We start from the raw sequence: 13,676 nt of genomic DNA on the forward strand, positions 1-13,676 counted from the left end.
GCGATGACCACCACGGACAAAGTCGACTTCAGTTCGGTGCCCTGGGGCTCGGTGGAGTGGACGAACCTCGTGACCCTGTATCTGCGCGCCCACGAAAGCCGCACGCAGCGACCGATTCTGGGGGACAGGCCGGCAGCGGAAGCGGTGGACCGGATCGCGTATGACTTCAAGCGCATCCATCGGATGTCGTGGCCGGCGGCCAATCAGTACCTGGTCACACTGCGCGCCAGGCAGCTCGATGACTGGTGCGCCGACTTCCTCGCCCGCCATCCGGATGCCGTTGTGCTGCACCTGGGTTGCGGCCTCGACGGGCGCTACTTCCGAGTGGCCGTACCGCCGACGGTGTTATGGTTCGACGTCGACCAGCCAAGCGTGATCGGGCTCCGGCGTCGGCTCTACGACGACACCGAGCGCTACCGGATGATCGGCTCGTCGGTGACCGAACTGCAGTGGCTCGAACAGGTCCCGACCGGCCGTCCGACCCTGATCGTTGCCGAGGGCCTGCTGATGTATCTGCAGGAGGACGAAGTGCGGCGGCTGCTGCAGAGCCTGACCGACCGATTCGCCGGCGGCGAAATGCATTTCGACACACTCTCGGCCCTGGCGCCGCTGATGTCCAAGCTCTTCACCCGAGGAATCATCAAGTGGGGCATCCGCGACGCGCGCGAGATCGCGACCTGGAATCCCCGGTTGCGGTTCATCGGGCAGACACCCGTGCTGGCCGACTACAAGCGAATTCCGTCGGCCGCGGTGCGGTTGATCTACCAGGTCACGTGGATGACGGCCGGCCGCCACTACGACGTGCTCAACCGCTTCGAATTCTGACTAGCCCATCACAGGTCGGAGGCCAGCCGGCACAGAATGTCGGACGCGGGCTCCGCGGTCGCGTGCCGGTACCCGGTGCCCGCCCAGAGGTGGACGTAGTCCGGTTTGCCCGCCGCCGCGGCGGCCTTGCGCAGCGGGCTGGTCAGGTAATGGATGGCGGGATAACCCGCAGGCGCCTCGGCTTCGTGGGCGTCGATGAACGCGTTGCGCAGGCCGCGGGCCGGCCGGCCGGTGAAGGCGCGGGTCAGGACCGTCTCCGTGTAGGCGGGATCGACCAGGGCCGCCTGATGAGTGGCCGAGGCGCCGCTTTCGGTGGCGCGCAACAGCACGGTGCCCACCGCGGCCGCGGTCGCACCCGCGCGGACCACCTCGGCCACCGCGGCGGGAGTCGCCAGCCCACCGGTGGCGATCACCGGCAGCGGCACCTTCGCGACGACCTGCCGCACCAACTCGACGATCGGGACCGGCGTCAGCGGCCGCTGCGGCGAGAGGGTGCCGGAATGGCCGCCCGCGGCGGCGGCCTGCACGGCGAGCATGTCGACGCCGGCGTCGTGCGCCTGGGCCGCCTCCTCAACCGTGGTAACCGTTTGGACCACAACGCTGTTGGCGCGTCGCAGCGCGGCGATCACGTCCCGCGACGGAATGCCGAACGTGAACGACACCATCGGGACCGGGTCGTCGAGCAACAGCGCGATCTTCTCGTCGAATGTGTCGTTGTCCTCGATGGGCTCGGGCGGCAGCGTCAGCCCGAACTGGTCGGCCTCCGCCTGGACGATCGCGGCGTAAGCGTGATAACGCTGCGGGTCGACCGGCACCGGATTGGGCGCGAAGACGTTGACCCCGAACGGGATTCCTTCGGCGCGAACGGCTTTGATCTCACCCTCGATGGCCTCGACCGTCTTGTATCCGGCCGCCAGCAAGCCCAGCGCCCCCGCGCGATTGGCGGCCGACACCATGGCCGGGGTCGTCGGGCCGCCCGACATCGGAGCCGCCACCAGCGGAACGGACATTCCAAACTGCGCCAACATCTCCCTGCCCTTTCGGTGTGTCACGGCCTCGCCATTCTCGACAATATCGGCGCCGAGGCGGTGCGCCGGCCTCCGCCCCGTTGACGGACCTGGCAGGATGCTTGAGCGTGACGCGCCCCAACTTCCTCGTGATCGTCGCAGACGACCTCGGCTTCTCGGACCTCGGCGCGTTCGGCGGCGAGATCGAGACGCCCCACCTCGATCGGTTGGCCCATGCGGGCGTCCGGTTCACCGACTTCCACTCCGCCCCGGCCTGCTCACCGACCCGGGCGATGTTGCTGACGGGCACCGACCACCACATCGCCGGCATCGGGACGATGCTCGAGGTCGCGTCGCCGGAGTTCCGCGGCGCCCCCGGGTACGAGGGCTATCTGAACGACCGGGTTGTCGCACTGCCGGAACTGCTGCGTGACGCGGGCTATCTGACGCTGATGTCGGGCAAGTGGCACCTGGGCGCCACGATCGAGACTTCGCCGTGGGCGCGAGGTTTCGAGCGCTCATTCGCCCTGCTGCCGGCGGGCGCCAGCCATTACGGCGGCTCGGCGGCGCGCGGATTCTCTCCGGTGCCGACGCTCTACACCGAAGACGACCGATTCGTCACCGTCGGCGACGACTTCTATTCCTCGGACTCCTATACCGACACCCTGTTGCGGTATCTGGAAGAGCGCGCTCCTGACGACGACCGGCCCTTCTTCGCCTATCTGCCCTTCCAGGCCCCGCACTGGCCGCTGCAGGCCCCCGATGAATCCATTGCGAAGTATCGGGGCCGGTACGACGCCGGCCCGGACGCGCTGCGCGAGGAGCGGTTGGCCGCGCTCAAGCGGCTAGGCCTGTGTCCCCCCGACGTCGTGGCACACCCGGTGGTGGCCGACGGCGCACCGGAGTGGGCCGACATGACCGAAGAGCAGCGTGCGGTGTCGGCGCGCAGCATGGAGGTCTACGCCGGAATGGTCGACCGGATGGACTACAACGTCGGCCGGGTGATCGACTTCCTCTCGGCCAGCGGCGAACTCGACAACACCGTCGTGATCTTCATGTCCGACAACGGCGCCGAGGGCGCGATCGTGGAGGCGATGCCGCTGCGCGGGCCGCAGATCGCCGCGCAGATCGAAAAGCATTGCGACAACAGCCTGGACAACCTCGGCCGGCCCACGTCGTTCATCTGGTACGGCCCCCGCTGGGCGCAGGCCGCCACCGCGCCATCGCGCCTGCACAAGGCGTTCACCACCCAGGGCGGAATCCGGGTGACCGGCTTCGTCACCTGGCCCGGCTTCGCCCGGCAGCAACAGATCGGCACCGCGTTCAGCACCGTCATGGACGTCGCGCCGACCCTACTCGAGCTCGCCGGGATCACCCACCCGGGCACGTCCTATCGCGGCCGCGAGGTGTCGCCCATGCGCGGCCGCTCACTGGTGGACTACCTGACCGGCGCCACCGAGACCGTGCACGACGCTGACACCGGCACGGGCTGGGAGCTGTTCGGCCGCCGTGCCATCCGGCAGGGCGACTGGAAGGCGTTGTATCTGCCGGCGCCCTACGGCCCGGGCAGCTGGCAACTCTACGATCTGGCTTCCGACCCCGGCGAAGTCGACGATCTGGCCGCCTCACGGCCAGACAAGCTGGCCGAGCTGCTGACCCTGTGGGATCGCTACGTCGAGGAAACCGGCGTGATCCTGGATCCCGTATCCGTGTACGAGGTTCAGCTCTGAGTCCGCTGGGCCTCGAAGAGCTCGACCGAACCACTGTGCCGTGCCGCCAGGACCTCGAGCCCCGCATCGGTAAGCCAGCGCTGCACGTCGCCGACGTGGGGCGTATCCCCGAAAAAGCCCGCGGCCCGCAACGCCGTCACAAACCGATCCTGGCGCCAGCCTCGACCGCGCACGCACGTGCTGCCGCGAAGAATCCCGCCGCGCTTGAGCACGCGGGCAAGCTCGAAAACCGCCGCTCGCGGGTCGGGAAGACAATGCAGGCCGTTGAACGTCAGTGCCAGGTCGAAGGTGTTGTCCTGGAAGGGTAGGTCCGTGACATCGGCCTCGGCGAACTCCATCAGGTGGGCCGCCCCCAACCGAGCCGCCTGGCCGCGCGCCCGTTTCAGCATGTCGGACGAAATGTCGGCGGCCACGTAGTGGCAATCCTGCCCTGGGCGCACGCCACGAAAGGCGAAGCCACCACCGCATGGGATGTCAAGCACGTGGGCGCCTGGGGGAGCTTCGGCGACACGCTGAACATGTCCCAGTAGGTCAGGTAATGTCAATCCCCACAACGCTTTTGCGCCCACCGCGGCGACGCTGTCATGCATTGCGGCCGTGTTGTACAACGCCGATGCCACCCGGGCGGCGCGCCAGCGGTCCGTCACCTGGTCCATCCGCTGACCCTAACCGGAAACCCGGGCGTGGCAACCCGCCAGCGTGCCATCGCGGACACATTCGTTATGCGTTCGCCGTCGACCCAGCAGGCTGCGGCAACGGAAAGAGGCGTCGAAACCTTTCGACGAGTGCACGGTCGCCGGTGAGGCGTAGAGCTCCGTCGGCGAGGATCTGGTCGAGGTCACGGTCAGTGCGAAGCAGTGAGAGCAGGGCGGCCTCATCGGTTTCCAGTGTCGCGTCCGGGTGACCGCTTTCACCGCGAGCCAGGGTGAGTTCGCCACCGTTGATCTGGAGTCGGAACGGCTGATCGTCCAGGTGTATGTCGATTGTCGCGTCGAGCCCGGCCGCGGCGCGGCGGTCGAAAAGTGCTGTCAGGGAAAGCATCAGGGAGTCGACACCAAGTGTGCCGTCGTAGGGCATGGTGGGTGAGTGGCTGGCCCAGCGGGCCAGCCCGAGCACGATCGGCCCCAACTCGGCCCCCCAGGGCGTCAATTCGTACACCCACGACGCGCTGGGCGGGCCGAGCCGACGGCGACGCACCACTTCGGTGTCGGTGAGCTCGCGCAACCGCTGGGTCAGCATGTCTGGGCCTGCGCCCGGCAACCCCGCCAGCAGATCGGTGAAGCGTTTGGGGCCCAGCAGCAGTTCACGAACCACCAACAGCGCCCAGCGCTCGCCGACCAGATCCAGCGCATGGGCCACTGCGCAGCCGGTGTCATATCTCCGCTTCCTAGCCATGGATCGCATGCTATCAGCAATAATAGGTTAAACAAATTAGATACTTGGTTTTTCCAACTAGTGCTGCTAGCGTCGGGTTCGTCCCACTTGGGACGGACTACGAAGGAGATGAAAACCATGCCTGTGTTCACCATCGACGCGCCCAAAGGGGCGCCGCAGAACGCCAAGCAGACGATGTTGAAGGAGATCACCGACGCGCTCGACGAGGCCTACCATTTCCCCGACACCCGCGGCTGGCTGCGCGAGTACTCGGCCGAAAACGTGTCACAAGACGGCCGCGTGCACGCGGAGCCGGTGCGGCCGGTGGTGTCTCTGGAGGCACCGGAACTGGCCAGCCTGGATGCCAAACGCAAGCTGGTGCAAAAGATCGAGTCGGCCGTCGGCGCGGCGTATGCGGGGATCGCCAATATCGAGGAAGTCCTCGTTCTGGTCAACCACTACCCCCTGCGGGATGTCGGCTGGAGGGGCAGTCTGCAGTCCGACAAGCCGGAAATCGTTGCCGCCCTTGCCGAGTTGAATCGCTGAGCCTTCCGCCCGCTGACGCGATCGCTGTCGACTCGGACCACGGTGCTACCACGGCATCCTGGTCCGAGTCGGTAGCACAAGGTGTGTTCGCGCGCTAAACAGGTTCCGCCAAAACGGGTTTGGATGGCCGCTGATCGCGCTGCGCGCCTGCGTTGCGTCATACCTCAATCCATGGAGGACGCTCGGGCGCCCTCGTCACCGCCGCGCAACCCCAAGTCCGCGGCGATAATCCACCAATTCGGTTGGGGGCAACCAGGATACGCTGAGCACGCCGATGCCGCGGCGGTCCGGGCGCCCCGACCCGGTCATGCGGTACGGCCCACCAATTGGGCCAATTGCGCCGCGCCCTGGGCTGTTTGGGTGGTCAGCACGATCCGCCCGGACGTAGCCGGTTGTTCGATGATCGGCGCTTCCAAGACCGTGTTGTCCCTAATGAAGGCCACGTGGTCCTGCAGATGCTCGCCCGTGAACGCGGCCCACGCGGCCGCCGACGGCGGATCCAGCACCAGGGTCAGTTCGTAATAGTCCGCGGTCAACGCCTTCGGTGGGTCGACGCGGACAAGGCCGAGCTGGGCGATCTCGGGGCCCAACGTGTAGACCGTGGTCCGCCCGATGTCACAGGTGGTGAGGTCGTCGGTCGGCTTAACCGGAGCGTTCGGATCCGTGGCCGGGCACTTCACGGCGGGCGTCGTGGGCTGCGACTTGGTCACCGGCCGGACCGGCAATGGCGCGATCTTCATCGCCGGCTGCGGGGGCGGGGGCGGCGGCGCGCTTGTACTGGCCTGCGCGGTGGTGGACGAGGTGGGCGGCGCGGGCTTGTGCGTCTGCTGACAGCCACACAGTGTCGCCGCGAGCAGGCCGATAGACCCAAGCCAGGCGGCGGCGCTACCCACGCCGAATCGACGGTGAATCATTCGAATGCACTCTACCCGCGAGATCATTGATTCCACGTTCGGCGGGAATTCCTGCAGGCCAGTTTCTTTGGTGTCCGGTAGCGCGCCGCCTGGGCATCGCGCAATTCGGGGGAACTGGAACCGACCTCTTTACCGACACTACGAATATAGAGTAACGTCGCCGCCTAGAAGGTTATGGACAAGCGACGTAAGCCCAACCCCGCCGAACGCCGCCGCGATCTGTGTGACGCGGCGATCCAGTTGCTGGCCGATGACGGCGCCAAGGGGTTGAGCCACCTGAAGGTCGATCGCAAGGCCGGGGTGCCGGACGGCACGACGTCGTTCTATTTCCGCACGCGATCGGCGTTGCTGCGCGCGGCGGCCGAACGCTCGGCCGAGCTCGACCTCGCCGAGCTGCAGGCCATCGCTGACAGTTCCGATACCGGCGAGAACTTCGCGCCCTCGCGCTTGTCACAGGTGGTCATCCAGGCCGGCAGCGATCCGCAGTTGTATCGGACCAGGGCCCGATACGAGCTGACCATGCAGGCCACCCGCGACCCAGCACTGGCCGCGATTTTGCAGCAGGCCACCGATGAGTTCACCAAACTGCATCGCGAAATCCTCGTCCAGCTGATGCCGCACGGCGCCGAGCTCGATCCCGCCGTCGTCGAGGATCTGAGCAACGTCACGCTGACGTTCATCAATGGCCTGCTGCAGCGGTTCGCGCACGGCGACCGGATCATCGACAGTCCCGAACAGCTCGACGGAATCCTGTCGGCGATCGCGGCCGGGATTTTGAAGAGTTCGGCCAAGGGGCGACTCACCCACACCGGCGGCCTTCGGGTGTTGCGCCGCGGGACGGCCGGGCCAGCGTGAGGGCACCGGCCGGACACGGTGTCTCTGGCTCTTGCCAGACCACCCGCTGTATGGTTCTCTACGAGAATAGAGTAGGCCCACGTTCATGCGTCGTTTTCTCCCGAGCTTGCGCACAAATCAGAGCGACGCAATTAAGCGGAGTGTACAAATTGCCCCGACCGAATCCAGCGCTGCGGCACTGGCAGCGCTAGCCCTGGTGCAGGTGATGCGGGCGTCTAAAACTGCAGCGGTAGGAGGGATTTCGTGACGGCGAGCACCGATAGCCATGTTCGTTTCGATCCATACGATGTCGGGCTGATCGCGGACCCGTACCCCATGTTCGCGCGATTGCGCGAGGAGGCGCCGCTTTACTACAACGCCGAATACGACTTCTATGCCGTGAGTCGCTACGCGGATGTCAGCAAGGCGCTCGTCGACCACGAGACATTCAGCTCGGCGCGTGGCGCGATCCTGGAACTGATCAGGGCCAACCTCGAAATCCCGCCGGGCATGTTGATCTTCGAAGACCCGCCGATTCACGATGTGCACCGCAAACTGCTGTCCCGCATGTTCACCCCGCGCAGGATCGCCGCGCTCGAGCCGATGATCCGCGACTTCTGCGCGCAGTGCCTGGATCCGTTGGTCGGCTCGGACCATTTCGACTTCGTCACCGACCTGGGCGCGCAGATGCCGATGAAGGTCATCAGCATGCTGCTGGGCATCCCCGAGGAAGACCAGGAGTACATCCGGGACCGGGGCAACGCGCAGCTGCGTACCGAGGCCGGAAAGCCCATGAGCGCCGCCGAGCAGGGGCTGTCGGTGGGCGAGCAGTTCGAGGCCTACATCGACTGGCGCTCCGACCATCCGTCCGACGACATCATGACCGAGCTCCTCAACGTCGAATTCGTGGACGAGACCGGCACCACCCGGCGACTTTCTCGCGAGGAGATCCTGGTCTACCTCAACGTGGTCGCCGGGGCCGGCAACGAAACGACGACACGGCTGATCGGTTGGTCCGGAAAGGTTCTCGCCGAACACCCCGATCAGCGCCGGGACCTCGTCGAGAACCCGACGCTCATCCCGCAGGCCATCGAGGAATTACTGCGGTACGAGCCGCCGGCGCCGCACGTGTCCCGCTATGTGACCCGCGACGTCTCCGTGCACGACCAAACCGTCCCCGAGGGCAGCGTGATGATGATGCTGATCGGGTCGGCGTGCCGCGACGAGGCCCAGTTCGGCCCCGACGCAAACGAATTCAACATTCACCGCACGGTGCGCCCGCACCTCACCTTCAGCATGGGAACGCACTTCTGCCTGGGCTCGGCGCTGGCACGTCTGGAAGGCCGCATCGCGCTAGAGGAGATCCTGAAACGATTCCCGGAGTGGGAGGTTGACCTGAGCGGCGCCGTTCTCAGTCCAACATCCACGGTGCGGGGCTGGGAGTGTATGCCGGCGCTGGTGTCACGATGACCGGGCGAGTCGAGGGCAAAGTCGCTTTCATCAGCGGTGCCGCGCGCGGTCAGGGGCGCAGTCACGCCGTCCGTCTTGCGCAAGAGGGTGCCGACATCATCGCGATCGATGTCTGCGGTCCGATCGACAACCTGGCTTATCCGCACGCGACCCCCGAAGACCTCGCCGAGACCGCCGATCTGGTGAAAAACCTCGACCGGCGCATCGTGACCGTCCAGGTGGACGTCCGCGACTACGACGGGCTGAAGGCCGCCGTGGACGGCGGGGTCGAACAGCTCGGGCGTCTCGACATCATCGTCGCCAACGCGGGGATCGGCACCTTCGGCAACAAGCTGCACAAGATCGGCGAGCAGATCTGGCAGGACATGATCGACGTAAATCTGTCCGGCGTCTGGCACACCGTGAAAGCCGGTGTGCCGCACATCCTCGCCGGCGGACGCGGTGGCTCCATCGTGCTGACCGGTTCGGTCGGATCGCACAAGGCCATGGCGTACACCGGTCATTACATCGCCGCCAAACACGGTGTCCTCGGCCTGATGCGGGCGTTCGCGGTCGAGCTGGGCCAGCACAGCATTCGGGTGAACTCGGTCCATCCCAGTCAGGTCAATACGCCGATGACCATGAACGACATCACCTTCCGGCTGTTTCGACCGGATCTGGAGAATCCGGGGCCGGAGGACTTCGCGCCGTTCTCCCAGATGACCCACACGATGCCGGTGCCCTGGGTGGAAGCCATCGACATCAGCAACGCCGTCCTGTTCCTCGCCTCTGACGAATCTCGTTACATCACCGGCGTTTCGCTGCCAGTCGATGCGGGCGCGTTGCTCAAATAGCGTCAACTAAGAATCAAGTGAAAGAAGAAGCCCATGCCCGAATATGACTACGCAAAGCTGAAGAAGGAAGCCGAGCAGTACATCAAGTTCGAGAAGGACAAGAAGAACCGGATCGCGTACATCACGTTCGATCGTCCCGACGCGCAGAACGCCACCAGTTTGGGCATGCGGCAGAACTACGCGGACCTGATCCACAAGTGCAACGTGGACGACGACGTCAAAGTGGTGGTGATCCGCGGCGAGGGACAAGATTTCGGCAGCGGCGGCGACCTGCCCGAGCAGCGTCCGATGCTGGAGAACCCGGGCCTGCCCCTGCATCACGAGCTCGCGATCAACGACGACGACGTCAAGTACCCACCCGGTGGTTCGTACCGCTACCTGTCCACCGTCACCGACTTCTACGCCAAGGCCCGCGCCGGAAACCGTCCGCTGCAGGAACTTCGGAAGATCAGCATCATCGAGGCCAAGGGCTACTGCTACGGGTGGCACTTCTATCAGGCCGGCGACGCCGACCTGGTGATCTCCAGCGACGACGCCCTGTTCGGGCACCCGGCGTTTCGGTACGTGGGCTGGGGACCCCGGTTGTGGTGGTGGGCCGAGACGATGGGCCTGCGCAAGTTCTCCGAGATGTTGTTCACCGGAAGGCCGTTCAGCGCGAAGGAAATGTACGACTGCGGCTTCGTCAACAGCGTCGTGCCCCGCGACCAGCTGGAGGCCGAGACCGAGAAATACGCCATGGCATGCTCACGGTCCCGCCCGACCGACACGGTCGCGGTCCAAAAGACGTTCCTCGAGCTGTACAAGCAGCACAAGGGCGAGTACTTCGGCAGCCTGCTGACCGGCATGGTCGAGGGCATGCTGCCGATGATCCAGAACGACGCGGAAGAGGTCGACCTCACCGAAGGGACTTTCAACAAGGGCCTCAACAACGTGGTCAAGGACAACGACATGAACTTCCCGCCGGAGTGGCGCCTGAGCCGCTCGGGCCGCGCGAAGCCCTGACCGTTTTGGCGAGGCGTGCATGTCCGCGCTGACGGGGATCAGGGTCGTCGAGTTGGCCGAATCCGTCGCGGGGGAGTACTGCGGGAAGCTGCTGTCCGACTTCGGCGCCGAGGTCATCAAAATCGAGGCTCCGGAGGGCGGCAGCGCGACCCGCGCGATGGCGCCCATCCTCGCCGACGGGTGCGAAGGCAGCGCGCTGTTCGCCTACCTCAACACCAACAAGCGCTCCGTCGTACTCGATCGAGGCTCGGCGGCCGACGTCGAGCGGCTGCACCGGCTGATCGACACCGCCGACGCGGTCATCGACGGCCGGTCACCGGACTGGTCCGCGCGCCATCCGTCCGTGGTCTTCTGCTCCATCACCCCATACGGGCAAGGGGTGGCCGCCGAGTTCGACAATGCCCGCAGCATCAACGTTTTTCACGCCAGCGGGTGGGGATATCACACTCCGAGCCATCCAGACCCCGCCAAGCCCCCGCTGCAGGGACCGGGTCGCTTCCTCGCCGACTACGAAGCCGGGCTGGAAGCGGCGCTGTGTGTCGTGTCGTCGCTGTGCGGGCGTCTGCACACCGGCCAGGGCGAGTCCATCGACGTCTCCCAGCAGGCCGTGCTGGTCTCGCGCGCCGATTGCATCCTGGGTCGCCTCGTCACCGGCGAAGTGCCGGCCGACGGTGCGCGCGCTGATTACGATCAGGCCGGGCCGACATCGTTCTTCGCCTGCGCGGACGGCTTCGTCTACTTGTACATGACCAGCGCTGCGCATTGGTCCGGGGTGAAAACCCTGATGGACCAGCCCGAATGGCTCGACGCTTTCGAGGACGACTGGCTGGAGTTCTCCGTCACCGCAAAGAAGGTCACCGCGTTTCAGTGCGGATTCGCCTCCTGGGTTGCCGGCCTGCCGAAAGAGCAGGCATCGGAAAGGGCCCAGCGGCTCGGTGTGCCGCTGGTGCCCGTCAACGGCGCCGCCGACCTGCATCAGTCGCCACAGTATCGCCACCGCCGCTTCTTCCAAGGAGTCCGCCATCCGGTGCTGGGTGAAGCGGCGTATCCGACCGTGCCCTATGCGTTCAGCGCATCGCCCGCCCGAATCACCAGTGCCGCACCCGGTCTCGGTGAGCACACCCGGTCGGTGCTGAAAAGCGTCGACTCCCCGCGCGCCCGGCCGACGGTCAAGTCGGCGCAACTGAAGCCACCCAGGGATGCCAGGGGCGGGCCGCTGGAAGGCGTGCGGGTCGTCGAGCTCACCAAAGTGTGGGCCGGTCCGTACGCCGGAAAGTTACTGGCGATGCTGGGCGCCGAAGTGATCAAGATCGAGACGGCCGACAGCCCCGAGGAGATGCGCGCATACGGCGGCACCGACATAAACCACGCGCCCTACTTCCTGAGCATCAACCCCGAAATCCTCAGTGTGGACCTCGATATCAAGTCGGCACAGGGGATGGCGCGGCTGCGCGAGCTGATCGCGCGCAGCGACATCGTCATCAACAACCTGCGCCCGGGTGCCATGGAACGCCAGGGCCTGGGATACCGACAGCTCACCGAGATCAAGCCCGACATCATCTCCGTGTCGATCAAGATGTGGGGCAACGACGGGCCACTGGGTCACCAAACCGGTTATGCGCCATGCTTTGCCGCGCTGGCCGGGCCCGCCTCCCTGGTCGGCTACCCCGACGGGCCGCCGCTCGGGACGAGCATGCGCTACGGCGATTCGACGGTGGGCGCGGCGGCCGCATATGCCGCTGTGGTGGCATTGCTGCACCGGGAGCTCAGCGGCGCGGGTCAGTTCGTCGATGTGTCGGCCGTGGAGACCCTTTCTTCGATGATCGGTGACTGCCTGCTGGAGCATTCGCTGACCGGGCGGCCGCTGGGGCCCAGCGGCAATGCGCACCCGGATATGTGCCCCCATGGCTGCTACCCGTGTGCCGACGGCACGTGGATCACGATCGCCGTCGCGAATGATGCCGAATGGCAACGGTTGTGCGAGGCACTCGGCGCCGCGACCCTGGCCGACGAACCCCGCTACGCCACCCGCGAGGCGCGACACCGGCACACCGAAGCGCTCGACGCGGACCTCGCCCGGTTCACTCGAGGCCGGGACGCCGAGCGGCTCGCCGAGCGACTGCGCGCGGCCGGGGTACCGGCCGCCAAGAGCGCCACATCGGTGGATGTCATTGCCGACCAACGGCTGTGGGACCGCGAGTTGTACCGCTTCGTCACGGATCATCGCGAAGGCCAGCGCCCGGTGCTGGGGCCGTCCTGGCGGATGGCCCGCTGCCCGGCGCGGATCGAGCGCGGGGCGCCGGACCTGGGCGAGGACACCGACTATGTTCTCAACGAGATACTCGGCAGCCAACCGATTGGCGGAACATGACGACACTGGCCCGCACAGCGGCCCTGGTCACCGGCGCCAGCAGCGGCATCGGCACGGCAACGGCTCGAGCGCTGGCGGCCCACGGGGCCGCGGTGGCCCTGCTCGCCCGCCGGGTCGACCGGTTGACCGAGCTCAAGACTGAGATCGAATCGGCCGGTGGCACAGCGCTGGTGGTGCCTGCCGACGTGACCGATGCCGAACAGGTGGCGGCCGCCGTGCAGCGCACCGTCGCCGAGCTGGGGCGCCTCGACATCCTGGTGAACAACGCCGGCCTGATGCAATCGGCGCCCGCGACCGAGGCGTCGCTGCGGGACTGGGACAACATGGTGTCCGTCAACGTGCAGGGTGTCCTGTACGCCACCCGCGCCGCGCTTCCGCATCTGATCGACGCGGCCGCCGATTCGCCGCGCGGGGTGGCCGACCTGGTCACCGTCAGTTCCACCGCCGGCTGGGTGGCCCGGCCGAACACCGCGGTGTATTCGCTGACCAAATTCGGCGTGAACGCCTTCAGCGAGGGCCTGCGCCAAGAGGTGCTCGGCAAGCGGGTCCGGGTCGGGGTGGTGGGCCCCGGAACCGTCGACACCGAAATCTTCAGCCACCTCGCCGAGAAGTCGCGCGAGGCGTTCGAACGGCAGACGGCCGGTATGGTCATGCTGCGGCCCGACGACATCGCGGACGCCGTGTTGTTCATGGTGACGCGCGACCGCCGGGTCGCGGTCAATCACATGTTGGTGCGCTCGGCCGAGCAGACCTGGTAGCGGCGTGGCCTC

13 protein-coding genes are annotated in these 13,676 nt (G+C 66.4%); 9 read left to right on the plus strand and 4 right to left on the minus strand.

Going from position 1 to position 13,676, the window contains the following annotated elements:
• The first annotated feature begins 3 nt into the window (after positions 1-3).
• Positions 4-825 carry a class I SAM-dependent methyltransferase gene (locus tag AC5Y30_RS22275; RefSeq protein WP_499921051.1) on the plus strand — a complete coding sequence of 274 codons (822 nt, stop codon included), beginning with the start codon at positions 4-6 and terminating at the stop codon, positions 823-825.
• Positions 826-833: 8 nt separating this feature from the next.
• On the opposite strand, the gene AC5Y30_RS22280 is transcribed toward AC5Y30_RS22275, so the two are convergent.
• Positions 834-1,853: a nitronate monooxygenase gene (locus AC5Y30_RS22280; protein WP_499921130.1), complete on the minus strand. Its 1,020-nt coding sequence runs from the start codon at positions 1,851-1,853 to the stop codon at positions 834-836.
• A gap of 107 nt (positions 1,854-1,960) precedes the next feature.
• On the opposite strand from AC5Y30_RS22280, the gene AC5Y30_RS22285 reads away from it, so the two are divergent.
• Positions 1,961-3,562, plus strand: coding sequence for an arylsulfatase (locus AC5Y30_RS22285; RefSeq protein WP_499921052.1), 1,602 nt, complete (start codon positions 1,961-1,963; stop codon positions 3,560-3,562).
• Here AC5Y30_RS22285 and AC5Y30_RS22290 read toward each other — a convergent pair.
• Both AC5Y30_RS22290 and AC5Y30_RS22295 read right to left on the minus strand, forming a co-directional pair.
• Complete coding sequence (locus tag AC5Y30_RS22290) at positions 3,553-4,218, minus strand: class I SAM-dependent methyltransferase (RefSeq protein WP_499921054.1); 666 nt, start codon at positions 4,216-4,218, stop codon at positions 3,553-3,555. The genes AC5Y30_RS22285 and AC5Y30_RS22290 overlap by 10 nt on opposite strands.
• 64 nt (positions 4,219-4,282) lie before the next feature.
• Entirely contained in the window at positions 4,283-4,957 is a 675-nt protein-coding gene (locus AC5Y30_RS22295; protein ID WP_499921055.1) for a winged helix-turn-helix transcriptional regulator, read from the minus strand.
• A gap of 117 nt (positions 4,958-5,074) precedes the next feature.
• Between AC5Y30_RS22295 and AC5Y30_RS22300 the strand changes: the two genes are divergently transcribed.
• On the plus strand, positions 5,075-5,482 hold the full coding sequence (locus AC5Y30_RS22300; RefSeq protein ID WP_499921056.1) for a tautomerase family protein: 408 nt from the start codon (positions 5,075-5,077) through the stop codon (positions 5,480-5,482).
• Between the two features lie 305 nt (positions 5,483-5,787).
• Here the strand turns inward: AC5Y30_RS22300 and AC5Y30_RS22305 are convergent, their stop codons facing one another.
• Positions 5,788-6,396 carry a SecDF P1 head subdomain-containing protein gene (locus AC5Y30_RS22305; protein WP_499921058.1) on the minus strand — a complete coding sequence of 203 codons (609 nt, stop codon included), beginning with the start codon at positions 6,394-6,396 and terminating at the stop codon, positions 5,788-5,790.
• Positions 6,397-6,570: 174 nt separating this feature from the next.
• Here AC5Y30_RS22305 and AC5Y30_RS22310 point away from each other — a divergent pair, with 174 nt between their 5' ends.
• From AC5Y30_RS22310 to AC5Y30_RS22335, 6 genes are all read left to right on the plus strand, one after another.
• Positions 6,571-7,251: a TetR/AcrR family transcriptional regulator gene (locus tag AC5Y30_RS22310; RefSeq protein ID WP_499921060.1), complete on the plus strand. Its 681-nt coding sequence runs from the start codon at positions 6,571-6,573 to the stop codon at positions 7,249-7,251.
• 243 nt (positions 7,252-7,494) lie between these two features.
• A complete protein-coding gene (locus AC5Y30_RS22315) occupies positions 7,495-8,700 on the plus strand; it encodes a cytochrome P450 (protein WP_499921061.1) in 1,206 nt (401 codons plus the stop codon).
• On the plus strand, positions 8,697-9,533 hold the full coding sequence (locus AC5Y30_RS22320; RefSeq protein WP_499921063.1) for a mycofactocin-coupled SDR family oxidoreductase: 837 nt from the start codon (positions 8,697-8,699) through the stop codon (positions 9,531-9,533). Before AC5Y30_RS22315 ends, AC5Y30_RS22320 begins: the two co-directional genes overlap by 4 nt.
• Before the next feature lie 33 nt (positions 9,534-9,566).
• The gene (locus tag AC5Y30_RS22325; protein ID WP_499921064.1) at positions 9,567-10,535 is read left to right on the plus strand and encodes an enoyl-CoA hydratase/isomerase family protein; all 969 of its coding nucleotides are present in this window, start codon (positions 9,567-9,569) and stop codon (positions 10,533-10,535) included.
• A gap of 19 nt (positions 10,536-10,554) precedes the next feature.
• Positions 10,555-12,906, plus strand: a complete 2,352-nt coding sequence (locus AC5Y30_RS22330; RefSeq protein WP_499921065.1) for a CaiB/BaiF CoA transferase family protein — start codon at positions 10,555-10,557, stop codon at positions 12,904-12,906.
• Positions 12,903-13,664: an SDR family NAD(P)-dependent oxidoreductase gene (locus AC5Y30_RS22335; RefSeq protein ID WP_499921066.1), complete on the plus strand. Its 762-nt coding sequence runs from the start codon at positions 12,903-12,905 to the stop codon at positions 13,662-13,664. The genes AC5Y30_RS22330 and AC5Y30_RS22335 overlap by 4 nt, the downstream gene beginning before the upstream one ends.
• Positions 13,665-13,676: the final 12 nt, after the last annotated feature.

The organism is Mycobacterium sp. NGS27, from assembly GCF_059813005.1.

Bases quoted from the DNA above. Each gene is read 5' to 3' on its own strand.
- AC5Y30_RS22335 (WP_499921066.1), top strand. From the start codon at position 12,903: ATGACGACACTGGCCCGCACAGCGGCCCTGGTCACCGGCGCCAGCAGC.
- AC5Y30_RS22295 (WP_499921055.1), bottom strand. From the start codon at position 4,957: ATGGCTAGGAAGCGGAGATATGACACCGGCTGCGCAGTGGCCCATGCG.
- AC5Y30_RS22280 (WP_499921130.1), bottom strand. From the start codon at position 1,853: ATGTTGGCGCAGTTTGGAATGTCCGTTCCGCTGGTGGCGGCTCCGATG.
- AC5Y30_RS22305 (WP_499921058.1), bottom strand. From the start codon at position 6,396: ATGATTCACCGTCGATTCGGCGTGGGTAGCGCCGCCGCCTGGCTTGGG.
- AC5Y30_RS22320 (WP_499921063.1), top strand. From the start codon at position 8,697: ATGACCGGGCGAGTCGAGGGCAAAGTCGCTTTCATCAGCGGTGCCGCG.
- AC5Y30_RS22325 (WP_499921064.1), top strand. From the start codon at position 9,567: ATGCCCGAATATGACTACGCAAAGCTGAAGAAGGAAGCCGAGCAGTAC.
- AC5Y30_RS22290 (WP_499921054.1), bottom strand. From the start codon at position 4,218: ATGGACCAGGTGACGGACCGCTGGCGCGCCGCCCGGGTGGCATCGGCG.
- AC5Y30_RS22330 (WP_499921065.1), top strand. From the start codon at position 10,555: ATGTCCGCGCTGACGGGGATCAGGGTCGTCGAGTTGGCCGAATCCGTC.
- AC5Y30_RS22300 (WP_499921056.1), top strand. From the start codon at position 5,075: ATGCCTGTGTTCACCATCGACGCGCCCAAAGGGGCGCCGCAGAACGCC.
- AC5Y30_RS22310 (WP_499921060.1), top strand. From the start codon at position 6,571: ATGGACAAGCGACGTAAGCCCAACCCCGCCGAACGCCGCCGCGATCTG.
- AC5Y30_RS22275 (WP_499921051.1), top strand. From the start codon at position 4: ATGACCACCACGGACAAAGTCGACTTCAGTTCGGTGCCCTGGGGCTCG.